A 25,143-nucleotide genomic window follows, 5' to 3' on the forward strand; every position below is an offset into this window, starting at 1 on the left:
GTCGGACCCGTTACGCCTGCTGTCCCTGCGGCTCCCGTCGGACCCGTCGGGCCCGTGACGCCTGCTGTCCCTGCGGCTCCCGTCGCTCCCGTCGGACCCGTGACGCCTGCTACCCCTGCGGCTCCCGTCGCTCCCGTCGGGCCCGTAACGCCTGCTACTCCTGCGGCTCCCGTCGGGCCCGTAACGCCTGCTACTCCTGCCGCTCCATCGGCACCCGTTGCACCCGTCGCTCCCGTTACTCCAATCGCTCCCTCAGGGCCGATCAAACCTTGAATCCCTTGCGCGCCCGTCGGACCCGTCTCGCCAGTAGCGCCGGTCGCTCCCGTTGCGCCCGTGGTTCCCGTAATCCCCTGCGGGCCTGCCGCTCCTTGAGGACCCGTCGGACCGATGTCTCCTTGCGGACCTGTAGCACCCGTCACACCCGCAATCCCTTGCGGGCCTACTTCCCCTTGCGGACCTACCGGCCCTTGAATGCCTTGAGGGCCCGTATCGCCCGTATCGCCCCTGCTGCCGGAATTACCCGTCGCTCCCGCAGGGCCTGTCGCCCCAGCAGACCCGGTTGCTCCCGCAGGCCCGGTTTCCCCCGCAGGGCCGGTTGCACCCGTCGCACCTTTCAAGCTCTCGATATCCAATGGCGCAACCGCCTCGGCCGCCGCTTCCACAAAGAAGGCGGTATTGCCGCTATGAACGACGGTAACCGCCGTGCCGGCCTTGATCGACGATCCCGCGCCGTTTTGTCCGAAAATGACGGCATCCGGGCTGATCTGGAACGAAAGCCTCGTCCCCGCACTGTTAAGCAAGACGAGACTGCTGCCGGTCAACTCCACGACATTGCCGCGCGTAATCCGGTTCGTGTGGCTATTCGCGTACAGCTCCGCATTGTTCAGCACGGCCGCGAACTCCGCACGGGTAATCTGTTGAGTAGGCTTGAACGTATTGTCCGGGTAACCGCTAATGACTTTAAGCTGCGAAGCCGCATTGATGTAGCCGACGGCCCAAGGAGAAATGCTCGATGCGTCGTTGAACGGAGCCTGCACGTTGGACAAAGCCGTCGCTTCCGCATACTTGCCCATGGCGCGTACGACCAGCTTGGTGACCCACTCGCGGCTAGCCTGCTGGGTGCCCCATTCGCCATTGGCGCTTGACGTTTCCTCGCTGGCTACCAGAAGTCCTTTCTCGAGGGCGAGCTGCACCCATTTCTCGGCCCACAGGTCGGCTTTCAACGGAGAATTCGACAACATCGGGTTCGCTTCCTCGACGCCGATGAACCTCAAAGCCATGACGACCGCTTCCTGATAATTGACCGGGCTATTCGGATTGAAGTTGCCGTTGGAGTCCCCTTCCACGGCACCCAAAGCGGACAGCTTCGCTATGTACTTGTATGCCCAAGAGGAGGCGTCCACATCGGAGAAGCTGGCCGCATAGGCGACTCCGCCGTTCAACGAGCCTATGGATGGAAAAATGGCGGTCAGCTGGCTTGCCAGCATAAACGCGACGGACGACTTATAAAGCGTTTGTTTCAATTCCTTCTTCTTCTTCGCGTCTTTCATTGTTCTTACCTCCAACGAATGAAATGAATGAATACGGTTGCCGCAAGAATGCCGATATCCGGATGTCGTCCTGCGGCGCACTGTCCCTTGCCGCCTCGATATGCGCGCGTACCAAATCGTATTGACCCAAGCGGTCATAGCAGGCGCTCAGCTGAAGGTGCGGAAGCCAGGTCCAGCTTGAATGGTGCAGTCCCGCTTCGGGGGCGTCCGACCTCGGCACTCCCAGGGCCGCTTTATACCAAGTAATCGCTTCCTCGTAGTTCCCCTCCTTTACAAAGTAAAATCCGAGCCTGCAGCATAGCTCCGCTCTCGGCAGAGCGTATGCGAACGATTGCATCGCCTTGCCCCTGGCCTCTTCCGTCCTGCCCAACTCCATCAGACAATCGGCTGAACGTGCGCAGGCATGAATCCGCTTCTCGGCGCTTCCATCCGGATTTTGCAGGAACCGCTCGTATGCATTCAAAGCTTGTTCCGGCAGTCCGTTGTCCGCCAGTCCATCGGCGAAATCCAGCAGATTCTCAAACGGGAAATCCCCTCCGGACGACCATAACGCCTCATACCCGGACAAATCTCGATGCGAACCGACGCGTCTTCGTGAACGAGCGATATCAATATCCGAATGAAGCCCGTTTCCACCCGCATCCAAATATTCGCAATCGGTGCCGATCCATCGAAAGCGCTTTTTCCGCTTGACCAGACCAACGCGCCGCAAGCTTGCCGTCGCCCAGTCCGCATCGTCGATCGGAAGCTCATACCGTATCGATACGTAATCGTAATCCGTATCGCCGGACAGCGAAGACAGAAGGTCCTTAAATCGTTCAACGTCCGCGGCGCGCAGAAATTCATCCGGTTCCAGCCACAACAAATAGTCGCGAGTGGCCAAGTCTCCCGCCAAGTTTCTGGCATGGGCGTGGTCGACGCCGCTCTCGATTTCCGCTATCTTGGCCTCATATTTTGCCGCGATATGTCTGGTCCCGCCCGTAGATCCGATATCCATCAAAATAATTTCATCAACGAGCCCCGATACACTGGACAAGCATTCTTCAAGCGACGCTTCCGAATTGCCGACGAGCACGCATAAACTGACCGTCGGCCGGTAACGCCAACCGGACAGCGCCTCCGTTATATCGAAGCCCCATTTCTCCGTCGCCGCCGCTTTGTTCTTCTGCATTTGACGAGTATACCAATCGGGATCCTCGGAAAAAAGCGCCGGAGGGGTCTCGTATCGGACGAAGCAGTCTTCGGCCACATACAAGCGGTAGCCCCGCTTCAAGGCGCGGAAGCACAAATCGTCATCCTCGTACGTTTCCAGCTCGAATCGCTCGTCAAACCCGCCCAACTCATCAAAAACTTCGAGCCGGATCATGAGCAAACCGCCGATCAATCTAGTCGCAAGCCGAGCGCGTCCCTCCCTGGTCAAAGAGACCGCTTGGGCGGCATTGTTCAATTGCTGCATCGAATCGCAACTAAACGGAAGTCGCTGCGTTCCGCTAACCCCGTCGTTGCATACCGGACCGACCATCGCGGCGTCCGGGTTCTTGCCCAGACACGAGGTCAAGCTGTCCAGCCACCCTTCCGCAACATACATGTGGTCTCGAATAAACACGAGCGTGTCTCCGGCGGCGGAAGCGGCTCCCAGGTTATAGCCTTTCGCCACCCCGGCGAGATTTTCCGGCGTCACGACTTTCGTGTCGTCCGCCTTACCGAGCCATGCCGCGATCTCATGCGATGCCCCGTCGTTGACCACGATCACCTCAAAGGCCCCGTCGGTATGCATCAAAATTCTGGAGAGACATTGTTTGAGAAGCGCTGCGTGCTGTGCCAGCAAGATGATGCTTGTCATCCGTCCGTCTCCTTCCGGGACTGCCGAGCCATCACCCGGAATTGGCGATTGTTTCCGACAAACCCTAGTACTTTCCTACCAAATTATAGCCTTCTAACTACCGACAGCCAAGGTGCTAGCGGCTTCAATTTTTCTTAATGCAAAATTAATGATGAATGAGATAGACGAACGCCTTCGAAAACCGCATTATTCCCGACATCCCTTATACAGCAAAGCGATAGTCGCATGAAATCCGGAAAGACCGCATTTTGGGGACACCAAAAAAGACGCTCTTCATGAAGCGCCTTCTTGAACAAATTTTAATAAAAAACAGGAATAAAGACCCTGTACTTTTATTTTAAGCCCTGCATTTACCGTCCGCTTCCGCCGGTATTGCAAAGACGACCTCCGTCCTCTGTTCCTCCATTCTGCCGATCGCAATCTCGCTCCCGCACAAATTCATCAGCCGAGCCTGCATGTTCTTCAACGCAACCCCCGAATTCTGTTTGCCGGAGAGCAGCGTGCCGTCAGAACCGCCGGCATTCCTACGCCGGTATCGCGAATGCCAAATTGAATGTGCGGCCCTTCCCGCTTGACCGAATTCCCGTATTGCCGGACGCAGCAAATCTCATTTTCTTTATCCGCTTGCCACTAAGAATGATCGAAAAAACGGACGCCCAATCGCAGCAGCATCGTATAAAGAAGGTTCAACGGGAGACCCATAATGCCGTAAAAATCCCCAACGATTTTTTCCACGAATACGGCTCCGAGCCCTTGTACGCCATACGAGCCGGCTTTATCGAGCGGCTCGCCCGTTTTTACGTATGCTGCGATCTCCTCGTCGCTCATCGGCCGGAACGTTACCGAACTGACGGTATGACCGAGAATGGCAAGAGGGTGGCCGCTTGTCGAATCCGCTACGGTACGGTATTGACCAAGATCGCCGAAGCGTACGTCAGCGGCTGTTCCATCGTATCCACCTTTATCGGGCAAGCCGATGCCGATGCAAGCTATTCCGGTATACACCCGATGCGTCCGCCCCGCCAAAGCCCACAGCATATCGATGGCGTCCCGTTCGTCCCGCGGTTTGCCCAATATGCGCCCGTCCAGCACGACGACCGTGTCGGAGCCTATGACGATTCCGCCTTCCTCGTGACCGCCGCGGCTGCTTACCGCTTGCGCCTTGCGCAAGGACAGCTGTTCGACCAATACGTCCGGAGGGGTTCCTTCCGGCATCGATTCGTCTACGTCGGCCGGATCGATCCGCACGGCAAGCCCGAATGTCCGGATCAGCTCCTGCCTTCTCGGCGACCCCGAAGCCAGTATAAGTGTCGGTTGTACCATGTCTCTCCGCCTTCCCGGCTACATCCGCCGATATATCCAAATTGCTGCCGCAATTCCCAAAATGCTGATCACATTCAGTTTGACCAGAATGTACAAATCGTACTTGATTACATTCAAATCCGCTTTCGGTTCCCATGAAATTTGCGCCGATTTGGTCAGGAAGCCGAGCCAAGGGACGGACGCCAAAAGCTGGGTAACGATGGCGGCGGCCAATAACCCGAGCAGCAAAAACAATACGAGCATGAATCCGGATTTTTTCATCGAAGCCGTCCTCCCCCCACGCGACCATGCGCATGCGCGTTTGTATGTTGACACGGACCTAATTATACAGCGGAACGCCAAACTTTGACAACGACATCGAAGCGCACCCGACTGCACGCCCGTATGAGCCTGCTGGTTCATTTTTCCTGCATACTTCACACACGCGTTGCATGTAAAATAAAGTGGGGAGGGACTTGTACGCATGAGACGAATGAGAACCGGACTATGCAACCTGCTGCTAACAGCTGTCGTCCTCATCGCCGCACCCGTGCAGGCGTTCGCCGCTCAAACGGTCGTCGTGGACGCCGGACACGGCGGTTCCGATCCGGGAGCGGTCGGAGTAAACGGACTTTATGAAAAAACCGTCAATTACGACATTGCGACAAAGCTTCGGCAATTGTTGATCAAGCTCGGATACGACGTCGTACTTACCCGGGATTCCGACGAGTACATAAGCCTTGCGGAGCGCGTCGACATGACTGCGAGAGCAACGCCCGCGCTGTTCGTATCCGTCCATGCCAACTCGCATACCAATGCGAACGTGAACGGCTCGCTTGTCCTTTATTACGACAAAGATTACCCGCAGGAAAGCTATCCCGCAACCGATGCGATGACGGCTCTCTCGCCGGAGAGCAAGCAGCTCGCCAGCCTCGTGCTTCAAAACATGGTATCCGAGGCCGGTTTTGCCGATAAAGGCATCGTCCCGAGCGCCGCCTACGTCATCCGGATGGGACAGGTTCCGAGCATTTTGGTCGAAACCGCATTTTTGAGCAACAAGTCCGATGCCGCCTTGCTCGCGGACGAATCGGTAAGGATGAAGCTGGCGACGGGAATCGCCAAAGGAATCGCGGCGTATTTGCCTCAAGCCTTGCCCGGAGGATTTTCCGATATTTCCGGCCATTGGGCATCCGACGCGATCGTCCGGCTGAAGGACAAAGGTCTGGTGGAAGGCGGTATCGGCAACCGATACGAGCCCGACAAGCCGATGACCCGGGCGGAATGGCTGACAATTGCCGACAGGCTGTTCCATTTCGACACATTGATCCAAAGCAAAACTGCGAATCAAACCGTTCGGCAAACCGTTTACGGCAATGCCGAGACGACTTTCAAAGATTTGAACGGCAAGCATTGGGCCTATGAAACGTTCCGCCGGGCCATCAGCCTCGGCTATATAAGCGGATACGAGGACGGAACGGTACGTCCGGACCAGGCCGTCACAAGATCGGAAGTCGCCGCGCTGCTGGAGAGAATGACCGACGGCCCCAATTCGTCGCCATGGACGAAAGCCGCCGATTTTACGGATGTTCCCTTAACGTATTGGGCGTCCGGATCGATTTACAGAATGAAGCAAAAAGGCATCCTCAACGGCATAACGGAGAAAACGTTCGCGCCTGCGAGAAGTATGACCCGGGCGGAAATGGCCGCGATGATAGACCGCTATGTCGCCGCTTCGGCAACGAAAGAAGCGAAAGGCGCATTGACCGCGAACGCACTCAAAGACTCGACTGCCGCCAAGGTTCCCGTCAGTACAGCCAACGATTCAAAATAGGCCGATTCCGCCAAGAAGGGCACGGACGTCAGCAATCAGAATGAATCCTATACGGAGTCATCATCCTGAATCCAATTCCGCATTCCATAAAAAACTACGACCGCGGAATCCGCATACAATCTGGGGGCCCCTTGATGAAGCGGTTACCACGTGTTGCCGTCAATATAGAGGAACGATATTCCGCTATGGTCCCGAATTCCGTTATACATTTGAAGTTAACGGAACAGACATCCGTTATCTCGATCTGTCGAGGGGAAAAGGATCATGAACCGCGAAATAGCGGAGCCGTTTTCCGTTATTTTGCCATTAACGCGATTGCTCGGGTCATTAGCATACTCCGGTTCCGCTATTTGTCGGATTCGCGGTACCGCAAGGCACCGGCAAAGACAGCCGACCTTCCCCGATGATGCGGCACACTGCACTCCCGTATCCAATTTGACTATCGTATAAAAAAAACGCCCCGGCATCGATATCCGGGGCGGTTTTCGTGTTTTACTGCGCTTTGATTGCCGCGAGCAGCTCGTTTTCCGCGAACAGCACTTGCATCAACGACGACTGCGCTTCCCACAAAAACGCGGAAGACTGATTTTTTTTGTACTCGTCCATGGACGTTACCGCGGTATTCATCGCCGTCGTCCATTTTTGCAGCGCGGCCTTCTGCTCCTGCGCAAGACCCGCGCCGAACGGACCGCTCGCCCCGGTCCACGCCTGATGAGCCGTATGAATCGTCTGCAGCGTCTTGTCGTCGATGGCCGACGGCGTCTTCTCCTTCAGCCGGGCGGCGGCGAAATTGCCGATCGTCTGAACGAGCGTATGGCTTTGGGCGAAAAACTGTTCCGCAGGCCCCGCCGAATCGCCCGTCCATTTGATTTTGGTCGCCGCGGGCAGTGTCAATCCTTTCAGGAACAGCTCCATCTTCTGCTCCTTCAGCACATTGCTGAGCGCAAGCGCGTCATCATGGCTCGGTGCCATTCCGGCATAAACATAAAATTTGTCCGACTGCTGCACGTGTGCCGCAAGGCCCTTCTTCCTCAAATCGGCCGCGGCCGCGTCGGCGCCCTGCTGATTCGAGAAGACGCCGTTTTGCAGCAGCGTGTACGATTGAGCGGCGATGTTGACGGACACGGTCGCGGCGGCGGCCGACGATGCGGGAGCCGCATTGTCCTTTGCGCCGGACGGGTCCGCCGCCGGCGTCTTCGTTTGTACCGGAACGGTCGAGGCCGATTTTCCCGAGCCTCCGGTCGTTCCCGCTTGACTGCCCGGGAGCTCGTCCCCCCCGAACATCGACAAAACGAAAAATCCGATCAAGACGCCCGTTGCGACCGCCCCCGAAACGGAAGCGACGATTTTCAGCCAAGGGGTCCGGTTATGCCGTTCGTATCTGCCGTGAGTGACGGCGGCCGGAACGTATCTGCCATCATGCTCACCGTGCTGCCGCTCCGTTTCTTCAGGTCCATAATATCCGATATGTCCGTCATATCGCGCCTCGCGTTCGACCGGAAATCGCTCTTGCCCGGGAAAAGGCTCGGAGTGGCGCTCGGAGTGGCGCTCTGGGTGACGATCTGGGTGACGATCTGGGTGACGATCTGGGTGGCGATCTGGATTGCGATCGGGCTGACGCGGGCCCGAAGATTCGCGAATCATCCGCTCGACCTTTTCCGTCTCCGCTTCGAAAGGGCTTTTCCAAGCTCCGAAGTCGGTGGTGAATTGGTTGAGCGGCTGCGTATCGATAAAATCCCGGCGCGTGCGGCCCGACGTCTCGTTCGGCCAAGCATGCTCCGCCGCATGGATGTCCGCCACGAACGAGCGGTCATCCTCTACGACGGTAAACTCCTCCTTGAACAAAGGGATAACCGGCTTCGGCTCCTTGCGGACCGCATCCCGTCCCGGATCGTCGAATCGGTACGTAATTCTGGCCTTGTTCATGCCCGCTCCACTCCTTGTCCCTGAAACTGCTTGTTCTCATCTATATGCGGGACAAGATGGCGATATGCATGATCTTGGCTGGATCGGCCGCGACCATATTGCCGTTGTTTCGCGGCCGACCGCTTCAGGGAGCCGTCGTCTGCAAGTAATCGAAACGGATCCAAGTGTTTTTGGACAGCGGGTGTTTGTCGCCTGTGTTCACGATTTTGAGCGAATGCATGCCGAGAGGCAGCAAACCCGTATCCCATATTTTCGATTTGAGCACGCCGGTTCCGCCTCTATAGAAATCGTATGTCTCGATGAATTGCCCGTCCAGATAAATGTCGGCCAACCCTCCGTTGGAAGCAAGCGTGCCATAGAGGACTCCCCGGCTTCCGTAAAACTCGATCTCTACCGTGGAATTGGCAGCCGTTCCGATCCTCTCCGTCCCGCCGTAATAGCCGGCATTCGTCGACGTAGTCCAGCTGCCGGTATACGCGACCAACGGATTCGCGCTGTCGATAACGGACGAGGTCGTCGCGATGACCGTAACAGGAGCGGAGCCGGCCGACAGGACGCCCGCCGGATTGACCGCGTACACTTTGTACTGACCGTGGGCCATGTTCGCCGTCTGGAACGATACCGGGGTTCCGGCCGTCGCCGTAATCTTCACCCCGTTAACGGATTGGCCGGTCGTCGATACGGCCTGCTCCAGCGCTCCCCAGCTCGCAGCGGTTCCGGACGGTACGAGGTAAAGCAAGCCGTTCTCCGAGCTGACCGCCGATATCGGCGTACCCGCATATACCGGCCCGGCCGTAACTTGCGAAACGACCGGCGTGGCATAGCCGAGCTCGGTTACTTGCACGGCGTCGAACGATACGTAGGTATTGCTGGCCAACGCGTTCTTCTGGCCGGTCGGCACGATTTTCAGCACATGCATGCCCGGCGCAAGCGTCCCCGTATCGAACAAATCCTGCTTCGTCAACAGCGCGGGATTATATAAATCTACCGTCGACGCGAGCTGTCCGTCCAAATAGACGTTGCCGATCCCGTAGGCGGCGTTTTTCGCCCCCACCCATTTCGCACGGGTACCGAAAAACGGAATTTCCACGGATCCGGCTATATCTCTCGAGAGAAGCATTTTCCCTCCTACGTAATTGCCGGAATAAGAGCTCCATAGTCCGGCATAGGTCAAAGTCGGATCCGTTTCGTCAATAGCACCCAAAGCCGCTTGGACGATCGTAATGCTTACGGGCTCCAAGGACAAATTGTTCGATGTATCGATGCCGTACAGCTTGTATTTGCCTTTGGCGAACCCGATCGTATTCAGGGCCGCCTCCGCCTGCGCCGACGCATTCGCGGAAGAGCCGTTCGGGGCCGCCGACGCGGCGATGATCGAAGCGGCATCGGCTGCCGTGGCATCCGGCACCAAGTACAGCTTGCCCGCTTCATCGGCCGTCGCGAGCACCTGCATCCCTGCCGACACTTGCGTCCGGGCGACCGTCAAGACGGGCGGAACCGTATCGATAAACGGATAGTATACGGATAAAGCCACGCTTTGCCCCTGGATCGCTCGGAACAGCTCCGATTCCGTTCGCCCGTGTTCGGGATGGGTCACGATCAGGCGATGCTGCCCCGCGGGAACGTCCGTCATCGCATAGCCGCCCGTCCCCCCGGTGACGGCAGATCGCGAATATCCGGCCAATCGGAGTTCTGCTCCGGAGAGCGGCTCATTGCCCTGCACATATACCGTGCCGGTTACGGTGCCGGTCGGCGAAAGATCGGTACCCGCCCGGTAAACGGTCAACTTATACACGGAAGATTGTCCGCCAGCCGACTGTACGACAACCGGAAACGGATTTTCCCCAACCTGCAGCGGAAGCGTAAAGGTCCCCGCACTCGAGTAAATTTGACCCGCAACCGACAACAGCGCACTCGGCTTATACGTTGAAGCCGTAACGTTCACGGAGTATACGGCATTGCTTACGGATACGGCATATTCGGTAATTCCCGGATCGAACGACGGTACGATCGGGCCCGGAACAACCGCCAGACCGGACAATGCCGAAGAAGCAATCAGCCCCAGCTCCGTAATGGCGTGCCGGTATCCTTCGGCGCCGATAGAAATTCGTTTCGGACCGGCACCTCCGAGCGCCCCCGCAGCGAAAGCGATGCTGCCCGAAGAGACCGTATATTGTCCGCTCGAAAGCGGCACGCCGTTCACCGCGACGGAAGCCAAGCGCCCTCGCCAGACAGGATCGTCGACAAAGCTTATCGCGACAGCCTCTTCGGCGTAGACGCTCCCCGATTGCTGCGACAATGCCGGCGGTTCCAGGAGCTTCTCCTTTACTTCCAGCCGGCTGACTCCGAACTTGTAGTTCGTGGCGCTTGCGTGCTTCCCGATATTCGCCAGCGTCATCGTATGTTTGCCGGGGGCTAGGGTCATCGTGCCGAGAGGCCGGAAAACGGCGCTCGCTCCCGCGCTGGCCGCGTAAAAGTCAAAGGAGGCGATCGGATTCCCATCTATCGAAATCTGGTAAATCCCGTAGCTGGCAGCCGAAAAAGGCTTGATCCCGATGTCGAATGGTGCTTCTTCGTCGACCTCGAATTCGAACGTGATCGATTCCCCCGCCTGATTCGCTTCAAATTGAACCGTGTTGGAGCCGGAAACGTACAGGGTGGAAGCCGACTGCTGCAAGATCGGCAAATTGACGAAATCGAACGTACGGTACGCCCGATTCTGCGAAGTGAACAGCAGGCTCGACGTCTTCGTCACACCATTCCAATCGACGACAGCGGTAATGTTGGCCGTCCCTTCCCCTATCGCCTCTACGTTTCCCTCCGGGTCTACCCGGACCACGTTTTCGTCACTGCTCGCATAGGTCGCCTTGGCCGCCCCGGGAGGAAGCGCCGATCCGTCCCTGCGCGCCGCTTGGACGGTCAGGCTCGCGCTCTCGCCGGCGAGCAAATCTTTCTTCGAAGCTTGCAGGCTGACCGACTGCAGCGGATTCGTGTCATAGACGTCCACGTTGTCGATTAGGAAAGAATGAGTGCCGGTCCAAGATTTGGCCGGATAATAGTTCATTTTGGACGATCCGTCCGGACGGATTTCGAAGCCCGGATCGTGCTCGTCGAATACGATAATGGCCCCTCCCGGTTCGGAGACGATCTCCTTGATCCGGTAACCGCCCGTCGTCTGATCGGGATGCGTCACGACGGCGTATTTACCCCGAAGCGAGGCGGCGTCGATCGCAGCGGCGGTGACGATGCCGTCATAGGGATCGCCGTTCACTTTCCGTTTCGTTGCCGTAATGACGCCTTGGAGCGTACCGGCTCCCGTCAACGTTTGTCCGCCCTTCGACAGCTGCGTGCCGCCGATCAAATACATCGACTGGACGACGCCGTCTACCATACGGATAAAGCCCATTTTCCCCCGAAGAGTCATATCGTCCACGACTACCGGTGCGTTCGTTCCTCCGGGCGAGCTGATCAAAATATCCGTCGTATTGCCGTAGGTGACCTTGATCGCTGCGGCCCCCTCCGGACCTTCGGTCAGCTGCAGCCGATCGACCGTATCGAGGCGCGGTCCGGCCGTCCCTTTATAGGGCTCCATTGCCGTTACGAATGTGCTCTTCAGGCTGCTGCCGTCTCGCCTCAGCACGAGCTTCGGCATGTCGTATTTGTCCGCCTCGTCGTTCGTATCCTTGCTCTTTCCCGACAGCCTCGTCGAGCGAATCGACGGGGATCGGCCCAAATACAGCTCGTTGCTACCCGGCTCCAGCAAGCCGGTTATTTTCATTTTCGCTTTTTCGGCGCCGTTCTCGCTCGTAACGAGCGTGACATCGTAACGGTCGCTTTGCAGCTGCGCCTTCTGCACGTCCCTGACCGAAATATAACCGTAATAATGCCCCTCGGCGCTGCCTTTATCGTTGAATTGCTCCGGCTCCTGCACCTGGGTTCCGGGCGGCAGCAAATACGGACCGTACTCGTCCAGCGTCATGTCGGTTTCGAATACGGCGTCGCGGTTGGCGTCTCCCTGCAGCGTATACTCGTGGCGGCTGCCGCCGGATACGCGGAACAAGTCGATTACGTAGCCTTGGTCGCCATCCGCGCCCGGGAACGATATGAACCAAGGCTCCCGGCTGTACTGCTCCAGTCCGGCGTAAGCCTCCTTCTGGTCCGCCCGCATCGCCTGAACGGTGCCGACGGGAGCGAATATGCCGATTTTTCCGCCGTGCTTGGAGACGCTGTCGATTTTCATATCTTTGCTGTCTACGACTACGGTGTTATGTCCCAGCGCCGACAAGGAGAACGACCGGTCCCTCGTGTACGTATAGCCCAAGTCGGGAAGCAGCTCCTGCCCTTCCGCATACAGGTTCAGTTGAAGCGGCGCGAAATGATTATGGCCGTATTTCGGCTCGAATTGCAGCCACAGCTGCGATTGGGCGGTTCCCGAGCCTGCGGTCAGACGTCCGATTCCCGCGGCCGGCATCAAGAACGAGCCGGCATTCTGAATAGGCGACTGGGCTTTATCGGATGCCCACGAATCCTGAAGCGGCAGCATTTTCCCGTCGGGATAGACGAGCAGGTTGTTGTCCTTGAGCGACCTCTCGATAATCGGATAATCTTTGGCCATATCCAAATTGTCGAATCGCCTGCCTGTGCGGGGCGACGCGTAACCGGCCGGATCGGTGTATCCGTCGAGCGCGTTCACGGCCTGGTCCAATCCGTTAGTTGACTGAACGTGATACGACGGGGCCACTTCCTTCCAATACCCGTCCGATAAAAACTGGGTTTCGACATAATCCTGCATCCATTCGAACGCATTGTGGATATAGTCGGGCTCGTTCAGCATTTTGCCGGCATCGATCAAGCCGAGCCACTGGGTATAATTCATATTGCCGAGCGTATACGGATAGCTGAGAGCATATTGCATCGACGGAATGAACATTTGTTCGACAAGCTTTTTCTCGACGTCCTCGCCGACTTCCTGGCTGAGCACCGATAGGGCGTTCGTCTTCTTCACTTCCGCGTAAGCGCGCAGCAGCGGGCGCAGGCTGTTCAGATCGGCGACGGACCAGCGGTACCACATGCCGCCCCAATAGTTGAACGGAGGGCCGGACGTAATGTTGATCGGATAATTTCTCCATATGTAGTCGGTCGTCGGCACGTAGCCTTCGTACGCCCGAGCGAACCGGTACAGCAGCCTCGCCGCGCCCAGCGCATCCGTTTTGGCGATTTTCTCCGTTTGCCCGGTAGCGTAATTTTTCTGCAAATACCACAGGTGGGCGGACAGAAAATAACGTTTGCCCTCGGCATCCTCGTAGTAAGGATATTCCAATGTTTCGCCTTTCCGGTTGATCGCCGTCACGACATTCGTCTCCGGGTACTGCGAGTTCGGATATACGGTGCCGGTCTTGACCGAGACGAGGCTTTTGTTGTCGGTCGACAGCTTGTACAGCTGGTCCGGATGCAATTCGGGCATTTCCGGAAGCCCTGTGAAAATAAACCCGGTTTTGTCCGGGATCAGCTCCAGCGTGTCCAATACGAGCTGGGAAGCGGGCGCATACACGACTTGGACCGTTCCCGCTGGCGGGTTGGCGGGAACTGCCAAGGCCAGCCCCGCTTCGATCAGGCTGTCCCGGTCGAACGAGACGATCGCAAACTTCCCTCCTGACGGACTATCCGCCCGATAAGAGTAGACCTGCAGCTCCACGAGGCCGAAATCGAGTACGGGAGGATGCTCGAACGTTATTTCATAGCGGCTGCCGTACGTAACGCTAGTGACGGTGTTCAACGGCTCCCAGTCGCCCGTCGGGGATTTCCACTTTAGAGCAAACAGGGCGTCATCGGGATCAGGCGCGCTGCTCCGTTCGAACGAGAGCGTCTTCTCCGTGAAACCGTCGTATCGCAGCTCGGTATTCGCCGGCGACCAGCTTTGCCCTATCGGCGTCTGGCCGAAAAATACGCTGCCCAACCGCCCTTCGTCGACGATATTGCCTTTGAAGGTGACAGTGCCGCCCGTATCCCAGAACGTGGAGGTACGGATGGGGACCCATGTAAGAAGCGGCTTCGTGCCGAGATGATGGACGTGTACGACATTGACCCGCCACTCCGTTCCCGGCGCCGGCACCGCGGCGCCCAAGGCGGATAACGGGACCGATACTTCCACGGCCGTTCTTCCGCCCGAATCCGTCGTAGCGGTTGTAAACGTATTCACTTTGACCCGCTGCGGATTTTCCTTGGCGATTTCACGCCCGTTGTTCCAGTCCGTATTCGTTGCTCTCGCCAAAGGTGTCACCGGTAAAGTGACGACATAATGAGGTTCGCCGTACGTTTGCGTACTGACGACCAATTCGATCTTTTCCAAAATCGCTTTATCCTCCGAAGCGAACGTCCCCCCGAAGTACAGGTTCGTCGAATCGTAAAACATCTTGTAGGACGGACCGTCCGGCACGGGCTCGTTGTAGTATGCCGTGCGGAAATCGTCGAGCGCGGCCGCGCCGCTCCAGACGCTGTCCGACAGCACGCCGTCGATGACTGGCGCGGTCAGCGTTTCCGGCAGCACCGTCCATTTGTTCGCATACATCGTTATAGGCGCCCCCGTTTCTGATTCCGTATTCGCCGAAGCCCGCGCCGGTTGGATCAAACCGACCGGAATGCCAAGCGCCAGCACGATTGTCCATAACAACCATTTGCGCATGTGATCTCCCTCCTTGCGGGTAGGCAGGAAGAGAATGTTCAGCGTCATGAATGTACGGGGTGCCCGGACATAATGCTGCTTAACCGGCTGCAAAGCTCTTCTTCGTCCATCATATCCGCCCAATACGCCTTCAATTGCTTCTCCAATTCCTTCATAGCCTTCATTGGCATATTCAAATCGCGAAGCGTGCGGAACGAAGACATCGTCTCCCGGTATTGCATATAACGGGACGGACGATTCATCTTGCCCGGGACCGTATTGCCCGGAACTGTCCCCAGGCTCGGAATGCTCATCGTGCGATCCCTGATCCTGACCTGGGCTTCGCCGGACGTCAAAAAGTCGACGAACAGCTGCGCCTCCTCCTTATGTCTGGAACGACTGCTGATCCCCAAGCCCATCGAAATGAGCAGCGTCCGCAATTCTTCTGTATATGGCGCAGGCGAAATATCGTACTCCAGGTCCGTATCATTCCATACATTCAATCCCATGTAGCTCGTTAGCGTCATGGAAATTTTCCCTTCCAGAAACATCCGGTGGGAATCGTCATTGTCTTCGGACATATGCATCGGGAACGCTTTCCGGTTATGCAAGATGCGTTTGCTTACTTTCATGCTCTCCAGCATTTTCGTTCCGTACAAGCTTCTCAGCTTGCCGTCTTCCCATTCGAAACGTTCCCCGCTCTGCAGCAAAAATACCGGCCAACGGTTCAACGCCGGAACATGGAAGAAAAATCCATAGCGGCCTTTGCCGTCGGACAGCAGCTCCGCATGCCGGACGAGATCGTCCCACGTCCAGCTGCCGTCCGGCTCCAGCATGCCGCGTTCGCGGAAATGCGCCTTGTTGTAGCAAAGGACGATCGGAGAAAAAATGATCGGCTGCATCCACAACCGGCCATCCGCGCAAAACAGATCGGATATTTTCGGAAAAAGCTCCGGCTTCGCCGCAAGCGGTTCCAGCATAAACGCCTCCCCATCTTCAACCAGGCCGTAAAACTGGGTGTTCTCGAGCATGATCAAATCGTTGGAGAACAGCTCCGTCTTATCGCGGTAATTGATGTCTGCGGTTTCGACCGTAATCCACGGATACAGCCGGTGAAAATGCTCCAATTGCTCCGACAACGCCATATTGCGGAAGGGCGTCCACGTGCAGGCCAGCTTCAGCTTGACCCGGGGACGGCTCATGGCCACCCGGTTGCCGACCCGCGGCACCTTCTCGATCCAGCCTTCGTCCGCCAGCAGCTCGAGACCGGCGCGCAACGAATTGTTGCTCATGCCGAATTTCGCGGCAAGTTGCCTTTCCGGCGGCAAATAGTCGCCAGGGGCATACGTGCCTTCGATGATCTCGCTGCGCAGCGCCCGAATCATTTCCTCCAACGAGCTCATGAATTGTTCTTTAGTCGGTCTTCTTCTCATCATGCAGCACTCCATTTCATTTCTTTAAAGTTAACCCATCGGCTCCCCCCTCGTCCGAATGCGCTCCAAATCCGGCCACTGATTCACAGCCTTCTCATTTTATGAATCAGGATAGTCAATACGGGTAGAACAAGGTGTCAACCTCATCATATTTTACGCTGTAAACGTTGTCAATTTTAATTTAATGAATCACGATTAGAAAAATAATATTTTTTTATGATACAGGTAATTTCGGAAAGGGAGGAAGCGCGGCCTATCCGGCCTCCATGAGGCTTCATTCGCTTTTCAAACTCATGTATAATCGAAGGATCGGGGGGACTGCGGGATGATCGTCGACTTGAACGAACTAGCCGGGCAATTCGCCCGGGCTCTTCTTACGGTGGATGCGGTTTATCATACGATCAGGCATCCGAACGAACCGTTTTATGAACATACGGGCGATCGCCTGACGCCCAAAGCCGGCTTCCTTTTTGCGATCAGAGGTCATACGACCTTTGCCTTTAACGGAACATCTTACGAGATGAGCCCGGGCACCGTCGTTCACGGGGGCAAACAGATGGAGCTTCGGATCGCCCCTTCTGCCGACGAGTTCGAGTTTTTTCTGATACATTATACTCCGAACTATAAGCAGCTTGCCGCTGAGGCAGAGTTGCCTACGGATTACATGCAGACCCACTTCGCACTGGAGCCGGGAGAACACCCGAAGCTGATCGAAAGGCTCAGACAGCTTCACCAGGCTTCCAGGACTCCCGGAAATTTGGCCGCTATCCGGACCAAGGAGTTGTTCCACGGCATATTGCATGAGTTGTTCGCGTACTCGCGTAACCGTCTGCACAGCGAATCGGGAAGTTCGATCGAACAGGCGATTGCCTATATTCAGGATCACTTTATGGAGCCGCTCACAGTTGGGGAAATGGCTGCCCGCTACGGCATGGAGGCGAAGCCTTTCGCCTATTTGTTCACCAAATTCGTCGGAATATCCCCGATCGACTACTTGATCCACCACCGGATGAAGCGCGCGGAGGAGCTGCTGACGACGAGCCGCTGTACGATCGGCGAAATTGCCGTCAGCGTAGGGTACGGCGATGCCCATTATTTCAGCCGTCTATACAAAAAGCATACCGGTCTGTCACCGACCGAATTCCGGAGTCTGACCAGATAGGCTGGCGATCGATTCGCGAGGATAAGCCATGCATTTGGAAAATAATCCACCTTTGTTTCGGCATTTGTCCATTCTCACAGCCGCTCGCTCCTTGATATAATTTATTGAAAATGAATATCATTATCACGGAGGGTAACACATGTTTAGAAGTAGACACGGCTGGCCGCCCATTGCCGCACTGATTGTTTTATGCTTTGTTTTACTGGCAGGCTGCGGAGGCGGAATGACCAACAATAACGCCGGAACGGCATCTCCGGCATCTCCGGCACCGCCAGCCTCGCCGCAGCCGGCAAAGTCCGGAGCCCCAAAAATCGCCGTCACCTATTTCCCCTACGCCGAGCATTTATTCGCAATCGGACAAGCGGGGGCGGTCAAAGGGGTCGTCGGCTTGAGCTCCTTGAAGCAATTTTCCGTATACGACCCGTTTCTCCGGGACGGAGCTATAGTCGACCTGGGGGATGAGGCGAATCTGGAAAAAATCATCGCACTGAATCCGGATCTCATCATCGCTTCGCAGTTCGACGAGAAAATCGCGGAGCAATTGTCCAAAATCGCCAAAACGGTCACAATCAATACTACCCTCAATTGGCAGGAGACGATTGTCCAGGTAGCGGCCGTCGTCGGGGAAGAGGCGAAAGCGAAGCAATATATCGACGGCTTCAATAAAAAGGGGAGCGAAATTGCCGCGCTTATGGAGCAGTCGGGCCAAAAAGGAAAGACGGCTTTGTTCATCATGCCATGGAAAAAAGGCTTTACGTATTGGAGCGGCTCCCGCATGGCGCTATATTACGACAAGCTGGGCTTCAAGCCGTTTGACGGCATGAAAAATACGGGAGAGATCACTCTGGAAGGAATCGCGGAGCTGAATCCCGAGTACATTTTTATCGGCAAGGATTATACGAATTCCAGCGAGATCACACTGAAAGATCTGGAAACGAATCCGGTATGGCAAGGGCTGAACGCGGTTAAAAACAAAAAAATGTTTGTCGTCGATACGGAAATTCTCGGTCCGTTGGCCATGGGCCAATCCAAAGGCCTGGACTACGTGGAGAAGCTGATGAAGGCCGGCAAATAGTCGGCAAAAGCTCGCGGCATTTCGATTTTAAAAAAGCTCGCGACATTTCGATTTTAAAAAACTGCGGCAGTATGTTCCGCATCCAAATCGGTGGCTCTTGACGAGGCGGTGCAACTTGCTGCCGTAAATAGAGGAACTGGATTCCGCTATTGTCCCATATTCCGTTACACGCTTGAATATAACGGAACCTCCTCCGTTATCTCGAGCTGTCGGGGTGAAGATGGGGAGTGAACTGCGGAATACCGGAACGGATTTCCTTTATTTTTCAAACAACAGGGAGACCTGGGGCAATAGCGTACGCCAGTTCCGCTATTGGATGGATTCCCGTCCCGCAAACGTCCGCGGAGGTACCCAGCCTGTACCGATCATGCGGTACATGCACTTTCCTACGCGAATGATGCTTTCGCAAAAAAAAGCCGCACGACTGTTTCAGTCGTCGGCTTTTTGTCATGCAGCGTCGCCCGCTCAGCTTTTCCGCTCCGCCAAAGCTTTCGCCAAAGCGTGGGAAACCTTCCAAATATCGCCCGCCCCCATCGTCAGCACGAGATCGCCGCCGGCGATGACATGCAGCAAATAATCGGTTATTTCGGCTACGGACGAAATGTATCGGACGTTCTCGTTGCTGTTGCGCCCGATCAGCTCCACCAATTTCTCCGAGCTGATTCCTTCGATTTGCCGCTCGCCCGCAGGGGAATATATATCGGCAATGATAACCTCGTCCGCTTCGCCGAACGCTTTGCTGAACTGCTCGAACAAAAAATAAGTGCGCGTATACCTCTGCGGCTGAAAAACGGCGATAATCCGTTTGCCCGTCGCCTTGGCTGCGCTGATCGTGGCCTGAATTTCCGTCGGATGGTGCGCGTAATCGTCGATAACGAGAATGCCTTCGGTTTCGCCCAGCACTTGAAAGCGGCGCTTCGCTCCGCGAAACAGCTTGATCGCCGCGGCAAAGTCGGCGAACGGCAGGCCCGCTTCGCGGCAGACGATAAAGGCGGCAAGCGCGTTGTATACGTTGTGCCGGCCCGGTACGGACAGCTCCAGCGTTCCGAGCGTTTGCCCCTCGTGCTCTACCTCGAACGAGACCCGCCGGTCTCCCAGACGAACGTTCGACGCCGTATAATCGGCCGACCATTCCAATCCGTAAGAGATCGAATCGACGGAAACGGAGGCGAGAACTTCCCTGACGTCCGGATCGTCGATACAGACGATCGCCTGCCCGCCGCCCGTTACCTGGCTCAAAAATTGCGAGTAGGCCTGCTTCAGCTTGCCGAAGTCCCCGTCGTAATTTTCCAGATGGTCGGCTTCGATATTGGTCACGATCGCATAGTGCGGCCTATACCGGAGAAACGATCCGTCGCTTTCGTCCGCCTCGGCGACAACGTAATCGCCGCTGCCGGCTTTGGCGTTGCTGCCGACGTTCATGATTTCCCCGCCGATGATATAGGTCGGATCGAGCCCGCATTCCTCCATGACGAGCGATATCATCGACGTCGTCGTCGTCTTTCCGTGAGCGCCGGCAACGGCGATCCCTTTGCGCGCCTCCATCAGCTTGGCGAGCATCTGGGAACGGTGGAGAATCGGAATGTTCAAACGCTCGGCCTCGGCGATCTCCACGTTATCCTTGGACAGCGCCGTGGAATAAACGACGACGTCAGCTCCCCTTACATGGCTCGCCTCATGCCCGATGAATACTTTCGCACCACCAGCCGCCAGCTTGTCGGTCAGCTCCTGGCTCGCCAAATCCGATCCCGTCACCGTGTAGCCCATCTCGAGCATCACCTTGGCGATTGCGCTCATTCCGTATCCGCCGATACCGATAAAATGCACCTGCTCCGTCGTATTCACGCCCACGATCACCAGCCTTTGTCAGAATCTTTGCGGTACAGCATCCAGGATCGCACGTCGGATATCAAGTAGAGCGTTCCGGTTACAACCGCGAGATCGTCCGTCCCGGTCCGTTCCGTCAACAGGCCAAGAGCCGTCTTCCAGTTCGGTTCCACGGTAACGTCGATCGTCTTGTTCAGCTCTCCGAGCGTATTTCGGGCCATTTCGGCCAACGAGTCGGCATCCGCCTTTTTGAAAAAGTCGGGCTCGGTCACGATAAGCGAATCGGCCAGCGGCAGCAGGTGCCGCAATACGCCCTCGTGCTGTTTCGTAGGCATCATGGCGATCATCAGATGAAGCTTATCGTACCGGTAAATCGAACGAAGCGCCTCGGCCAGCGTTTCCGCCCCTTCCGGGTTATGAGCGCCGTCCAGCAGCATGCGCGGCGTCCTGCTTACCATCTCGAGCCTGCCGGGCCATTGCGCCGACCGCATCCCTTTCCGGAAAGGCTCTTCGTCCATGACGACGGCATAATATTGGCGCAGCACTTCCAGCGTCATCAAGGCGACGGCTGCGTTTTTGAGCTGATGCGCCCCGTTAAGGGTAATGTCGATCTGCTCGATACGCCGGAAAGGGCCGGTAAAATGAAGCGTTTGCTCATCCAGCTCGGAACGTACCGGCTCATAGTTGAATTGATCTTGCATCAAGTAGAGCGTGCTTTTGCGGTCGGCTGCCGCTTTGCGGATCGCCTCTATCGTCTCGGGCTGCTCTACCGCGCTTACGACCGGTACCCCGGGCTTGATAATCCCCGCTTTTTCCTCGGCTACGGCGGTCAAGCTGTCGCCCAATATTTCCATATGATCGTGGCCGACGTTCGTAATGACCGAGACGATCGGAGTGACGACGTTCGTCGAATCGAGCCGCCCGCCGAGTCCGGTTTCCCAGACGACGAAATCGGGATACGTGACTTTGGCGAAATACAGCAGCGCCAGCACGGTCGATACTTCGAACATCGTCGGCGCTCCCCATTCGGTCTCGGCGATTTCGTCGAAGATCGGCTTCAATTCGTTGACGAGCCGGACGAGCGATTCGTCGTCGATATCTTGGCCATTGTATTGGATCCGGTTCTGATAGCGCTCGATAAACGGCGAGGTGAACGTGCCCACGTCATAGCCGCATGCCGTCAGCGTTTTCGTCAAGAAAGCGCACGTCGATCCTTTGCCGTTCGTCCCTGCGACATGAATGAATTTCAGCCGCCTGTGGGGGTAGCCGAGCTTCTCCATGAACAGCTCCATTCGCTTCATGCCGGGACGAATGCCGAATTTCATCCGGCCCGTGATCCAATTCACCGCTTCATCCGCCGTCCGGAAAGCCGATGGTGCCGATTCGGTCGCTCCATTCATACGTCTCATCCCTTTACTATATGAAATTGGTCCGTGAAATTGTTGGTCATCGGTCTATTTCCGGAAAACGGCCTGCAAAGTCGATCGACTCCGCAGACCGTTCCGATATAGCCGTCTTTTCGCACGGTGATTATCCTTTTAATTCGGCCAGCCGGGCGAGCACTTTGTCCCGCTTCTCGGCATAGTCGCGCATTTTCGCCTTTTCTTCCTCGATGACTTTGGCCGGCGCTTTCGCTACGAACCCTTCGTTCGCGAGCTTCTTCTCCACGCGCTCTACTTCGGCATTCAATGTCTGCACTTCTTTCTCCAGCCGTGCCAATTCCTGCGAAATGTCGATCAGCCCCGCCAGCGGCAGGAACAGTTCGGCGCCGGTGACGACTGCGGTCATCGCCTTCTCCGGATGCGCGAGCCCGGTGCCGATCTCCAGGCTGGACGTGTTGCAGAACCGGCGGACGTATTCTTCGTTGCGCTTCAATATCGACAGCGTATCGTCGCCCGAGGCGCGGACGAGCAGCTCGATTTTTTTGCTCATCGGGACATTCACCTCGGCCCGGATGTTGCGCACCGAGCGGATGATGTCCATAAGCAGATTCATTTCGGCGACTGCTTCGGGCGCTTCCCATTTGGCGTCATAGGCTGGCCATTCCGCCAATACGATCGTATCGCCCTCATGCGGCAAATGCTGCCAAATTTCTTCGCTGATGAACGGCATGAACGGATGGATCAGCCGCTGCGTCCTGTCCAGCACGTAGGCAAGCACGGACTGCGTCGTTTTCTTGGCGGAGGCGTTCTCGCCGTACAGCGACAGCTTCGCGATTTCGATATACCAGTCGCACAGATCGTCCCAGATAAAGTTGTACAGCAGCCGACCCGTTTCGCCGAACTCGTACTGGTCCATCAACCGGGTCACTTCCGCGGACGTCTCGTTCAACCGGTGCAAAATCCAGCGGTCGGCCGTGCCCAGCTCTCCGCCCAAATCGATATCGGCGGCCGTAAAGCCTTCCAGGTTCATGAGCGCGAAGCGCGAAGCGTTCCATATTTTGTTCGCGAAATTCCGCGCCTGCTCCACCCGCTCCCAGCGGAAACGCAAATCCTGCCCCGGGGTGCTGCTCGTGGACAGCATATACCGCATCGCGTCGGCGCCGTATTTCTCGATGACCTCGAGCGGATCGACCCCGTTGCCGAGCGATTTGGACATTTTCCGGCCTTCCGAGTCGCGGACGAGACCGTGAATGAGCACGTCCCGGAACGGATTCTCCCCGGTGAACTCGAGAGAGCTGAAGATCATCCGCGATACCCAGAAAGGAATAATATCGTAGCCCGTGACAAGCAGGCTTGTCGGGAAATATTTTTTCATATCGGAAGTATCGTCCGGCCAACCGAGCGTGGAGAACGGCCATAGCGCCGAGCTGAACCACGTGTCGAGCACGTCCTCTTCCCGCTTCAAGTGCGCGCTTCCGCAATGCGAGCATTGCGTGGCGTCCTCCCGCGACACCGTAATGCTTTCGCAATCGTCGCAATACCAGGCCGGAATGCGATGTCCCCACCATAGCTGGCGGGAAATGCACCAGTCGCGGACGTTTTCCATCCATTGCAAATACGTTTTCTCGAAACGGTCCGGCACGAAGTTGACGCCCTCGCCCGATTTCTGCTTATCGATCGCCGCTTTCGCCAGCGGCTCCATGCGGACGAACCATTGCGTGGACAGGAAGGGCTCTACTACCGCTCCGGTGCGCTCGCTGTGGCCTACTTGATGGACATGCTCCTCGATTTGCAGCAGGACTCCCTGCTCCTTCAAATCCTGTACAAGCTTTTTGCGGCATTCGAATCGATCCATTCCTTGGTAAGGACCGGCGTTCGCGTTCATGACCCCGGATTCGTCCATGACGAGAATTTGCGGCAATCGGTGACGTTCGCCGACCTCGAAGTCGTTCGGGTCGTGCGCCGGCGTAATTTTCACTGCCCCGCTGCCGAATTCCTTGTCCACATACTCGTCGGCAACTACGGGGATTTCCCGGCCGATTACGGGAAGCACGAGCATTTTGCCGATCAGATCGCGATAACGCTCGTCTTCGGGATGTACGGCCACCGCCGTATCTCCCAGCATCGTTTCCGGACGCGTAGTAGCTACGGTAATATGTCCGCTTCCGTCCTTGAGCGGGTATTGCAGATGGTACAGGCCGCCCTGCACTTCCTTATGCTCGACCTCGATATCGGATAACGCCGTCCGCGCCGCCGGATCCCAGTTAATAATCCGGTTGCCGCGGTAGATGAGCCCTTTCTCGTACAGCTTGACGAATACTTCGCGCACCGCCCGGGACAGCCCTTCATCGAGGGTGAACCGTTCCCGGGAGTAATCTAGCGAGAAGCCGACTTTCGCCCATTGCTCGTGGATCGTGCCCGCGTACAGCTCTTTCCACTCCCACACTTTTTCCAGAAACGCTTCCCTTCCCAGATCGTGGCGCGAGACGCCTTCGCCGCGCAGCTTCTGCTCCACCTTCGTCTGCGTGGAAATGCCCGCGTGGTCCGTACCCGGCAGCCATAAAGCGTCGAACCCCTGCATCCGCTTCATGCGCGTCATAATGTCCTGCAGCGTGCAATCGAGCGCATGGCCGATATGAAGCATCCCCGTCACGTTCGGGGGCGGGATGACGATCGTGTAAGGAATGGCATCCGGACGTTTGCCTGCCGCGAATACGTTATTTTCCAGCCAGTAAGCGTACCATTTGGCTTCCGCCGATTTCGGGTCGTACGTCGTCGGCATGGATACCGACGGCTGTTTTGTGGTGTCCTGAATTTCCGTCATGAGCAATTACCTCCCGGTTTGATTCCGCCGCCTCGTCGTAGCGCGGCCCGTAGAAAGAAAACAAAAAAAGCCTTTCGCCGCAAAGGACGAAAGGCATTGCTTCCGTGGTACCACCTTCATTCCGCGCCGGTCCACAGGGCCAAAGCGCGACACTCGAGCAAATAACGGCTGCGGCCGGCCGGCTGACATGCGGATGTCCCGTATCCGCGTGTGGCGGCGTTACGGAGCGACCGACAGTTCCGGCGACTCGGGGGCGACTTCGACAGTTACATCCTGCGGAACCTCACAGCGACTAGCGGTCCGCTCTCTGAAGGGTTGGCTGCCTAC

13 protein-coding genes are annotated in these 25,143 nt (G+C 56.7%); 3 read left to right on the forward strand and 10 right to left on the reverse strand.

The annotated features are described in order from the left end of the window. From FE784_RS42360 to FE784_RS09265, 4 genes are all read right to left on the reverse strand, one after another. The coding region (locus FE784_RS42360) for an S-layer homology domain-containing protein (protein ID WP_176706077.1) at positions 1 to 1,550 on the reverse strand (1,550 nt) is incomplete at its 3' end. Then, positions 1,504 to 3,393: a glycosyltransferase gene (locus FE784_RS09255; RefSeq protein WP_139601915.1), complete on the reverse strand. Its 1,890-nt coding sequence runs from the start codon at positions 3,391 to 3,393 to the stop codon at positions 1,504 to 1,506. The genes FE784_RS09255 and FE784_RS42360, both read right to left, overlap by 47 nt. A gap of 630 nt (positions 3,394 to 4,023) precedes the next feature. Beyond that, a complete protein-coding gene (locus FE784_RS09260) occupies positions 4,024 to 4,716 on the reverse strand; it encodes a Maf family protein (protein WP_139601916.1) in 693 nt (230 codons plus the stop codon). Positions 4,717 to 4,734: 18 nt separating this feature from the next. Further along, positions 4,735 to 4,977, reverse strand: coding sequence for a DUF4321 domain-containing protein (locus FE784_RS09265; RefSeq protein WP_139601917.1), 243 nt, complete (start codon positions 4,975 to 4,977; stop codon positions 4,735 to 4,737). A 202-nt stretch (positions 4,978 to 5,179) separates the two neighbouring features. On the opposite strand from FE784_RS09265, the gene FE784_RS09270 reads away from it, so the two are divergent. Continuing rightward, positions 5,180 to 6,526, forward strand: a complete 1,347-nt coding sequence (locus tag FE784_RS09270) for an N-acetylmuramoyl-L-alanine amidase (protein ID WP_246131965.1) — start codon at positions 5,180 to 5,182, stop codon at positions 6,524 to 6,526. A 492-nt stretch (positions 6,527 to 7,018) separates the two neighbouring features. Here the strand turns inward: FE784_RS09270 and FE784_RS09275 are convergent, their stop codons facing one another. From FE784_RS09275 to FE784_RS09285, 3 genes are all read right to left on the reverse strand, one after another. Continuing rightward, positions 7,019 to 8,452, reverse strand: a complete 1,434-nt coding sequence (locus FE784_RS09275) for an SPOR domain-containing protein (protein ID WP_139601918.1) — start codon at positions 8,450 to 8,452, stop codon at positions 7,019 to 7,021. A gap of 124 nt (positions 8,453 to 8,576) precedes the next feature. Then, positions 8,577 to 15,134 carry a hemoblobin-interacting domain-containing protein gene (locus FE784_RS09280; RefSeq protein ID WP_176706078.1) on the reverse strand — a complete coding sequence of 2,186 codons (6,558 nt, stop codon included), beginning with the start codon at positions 15,132 to 15,134 and terminating at the stop codon, positions 8,577 to 8,579. A 44-nt stretch (positions 15,135 to 15,178) separates the two neighbouring features. After that, positions 15,179 to 16,549: an extracellular solute-binding protein gene (locus FE784_RS09285; protein WP_176706079.1), complete on the reverse strand. Its 1,371-nt coding sequence runs from the start codon at positions 16,547 to 16,549 to the stop codon at positions 15,179 to 15,181. 322 nt (positions 16,550 to 16,871) lie between these two features. Here FE784_RS09285 and FE784_RS09290 point away from each other — a divergent pair, with 322 nt between their 5' ends. Together FE784_RS09290 and FE784_RS09295 are read left to right on the forward strand one after the other, a co-directional pair. Continuing rightward, positions 16,872 to 17,708: an AraC family transcriptional regulator gene (locus tag FE784_RS09290; protein WP_139601921.1), complete on the forward strand. Its 837-nt coding sequence runs from the start codon at positions 16,872 to 16,874 to the stop codon at positions 17,706 to 17,708. 139 nt (positions 17,709 to 17,847) lie between these two features. Beyond that, on the forward strand, positions 17,848 to 18,783 hold the full coding sequence (locus FE784_RS09295; RefSeq protein WP_139601922.1) for an ABC transporter substrate-binding protein: 936 nt from the start codon (positions 17,848 to 17,850) through the stop codon (positions 18,781 to 18,783). A 465-nt stretch (positions 18,784 to 19,248) separates the two neighbouring features. On the opposite strand, the gene murC is transcribed toward FE784_RS09295, so the two are convergent. The 3 genes from murC to FE784_RS09310 form a co-directional block, all read right to left on the reverse strand. Continuing rightward, positions 19,249 to 20,628, reverse strand: a complete 1,380-nt coding sequence (gene murC, locus FE784_RS09300) for a UDP-N-acetylmuramate--L-alanine ligase (RefSeq protein ID WP_139601923.1) — start codon at positions 20,626 to 20,628, stop codon at positions 19,249 to 19,251. A gap of 8 nt (positions 20,629 to 20,636) precedes the next feature. Further along, complete coding sequence (locus FE784_RS09305; protein ID WP_139601924.1) at positions 20,637 to 22,010, reverse strand: bifunctional folylpolyglutamate synthase/dihydrofolate synthase; 1,374 nt, start codon at positions 22,008 to 22,010, stop codon at positions 20,637 to 20,639. 130 nt (positions 22,011 to 22,140) lie between these two features. Beyond that, positions 22,141 to 24,816, reverse strand: a complete 2,676-nt coding sequence (locus FE784_RS09310; protein ID WP_139601925.1) for a valine--tRNA ligase — start codon at positions 24,814 to 24,816, stop codon at positions 22,141 to 22,143. Between the last annotated feature and the right edge of the window lie 327 nt (positions 24,817 to 25,143).

It is taken from the genome of Paenibacillus hemerocallicola (genome assembly GCF_006265175.1).
GTDB lineage: Bacteria > Bacillota > Bacilli > Paenibacillales > NBRC-103111 > Paenibacillus_AB > Paenibacillus_AB hemerocallicola.

What these genes read in the sequence shown, in the direction of transcription:
- FE784_RS09255 (WP_139601915.1), bottom strand. Translation starts at nt 3,393, where the DNA reads ATGACAAGCATCATCTTGCTGGCACAGCACGCAGCGCTTCTCAAACAA.
- FE784_RS09260 (WP_139601916.1), bottom strand. Translation starts at nt 4,716, where the DNA reads ATGGTACAACCGACACTTATACTGGCTTCGGGGTCGCCGAGAAGGCAG.
- FE784_RS09265 (WP_139601917.1), bottom strand. Translation starts at nt 4,977, where the DNA reads ATGAAAAAATCCGGATTCATGCTCGTATTGTTTTTGCTGCTCGGGTTA.
- FE784_RS09270 (WP_246131965.1), top strand. Translation starts at nt 5,180, where the DNA reads ATGAGACGAATGAGAACCGGACTATGCAACCTGCTGCTAACAGCTGTC.
- FE784_RS09275 (WP_139601918.1), bottom strand. Translation starts at nt 8,452, where the DNA reads ATGAACAAGGCCAGAATTACGTACCGATTCGACGATCCGGGACGGGAT.
- FE784_RS09280 (WP_176706078.1), bottom strand. Translation starts at nt 15,134, where the DNA reads ATGCGCAAATGGTTGTTATGGACAATCGTGCTGGCGCTTGGCATTCCG.
- FE784_RS09285 (WP_176706079.1), bottom strand. Translation starts at nt 16,549, where the DNA reads ATGATGAGAAGAAGACCGACTAAAGAACAATTCATGAGCTCGTTGGAG.
- FE784_RS09290 (WP_139601921.1), top strand. Translation starts at nt 16,872, where the DNA reads ATGATCGTCGACTTGAACGAACTAGCCGGGCAATTCGCCCGGGCTCTT.
- FE784_RS09295 (WP_139601922.1), top strand. Translation starts at nt 17,848, where the DNA reads ATGTTTAGAAGTAGACACGGCTGGCCGCCCATTGCCGCACTGATTGTT.
- FE784_RS09305 (WP_139601924.1), bottom strand. Translation starts at nt 22,010, where the DNA reads ATGAATGGAGCGACCGAATCGGCACCATCGGCTTTCCGGACGGCGGAT.
- FE784_RS09310 (WP_139601925.1), bottom strand. Translation starts at nt 24,816, where the DNA reads ATGACGGAAATTCAGGACACCACAAAACAGCCGTCGGTATCCATGCCG.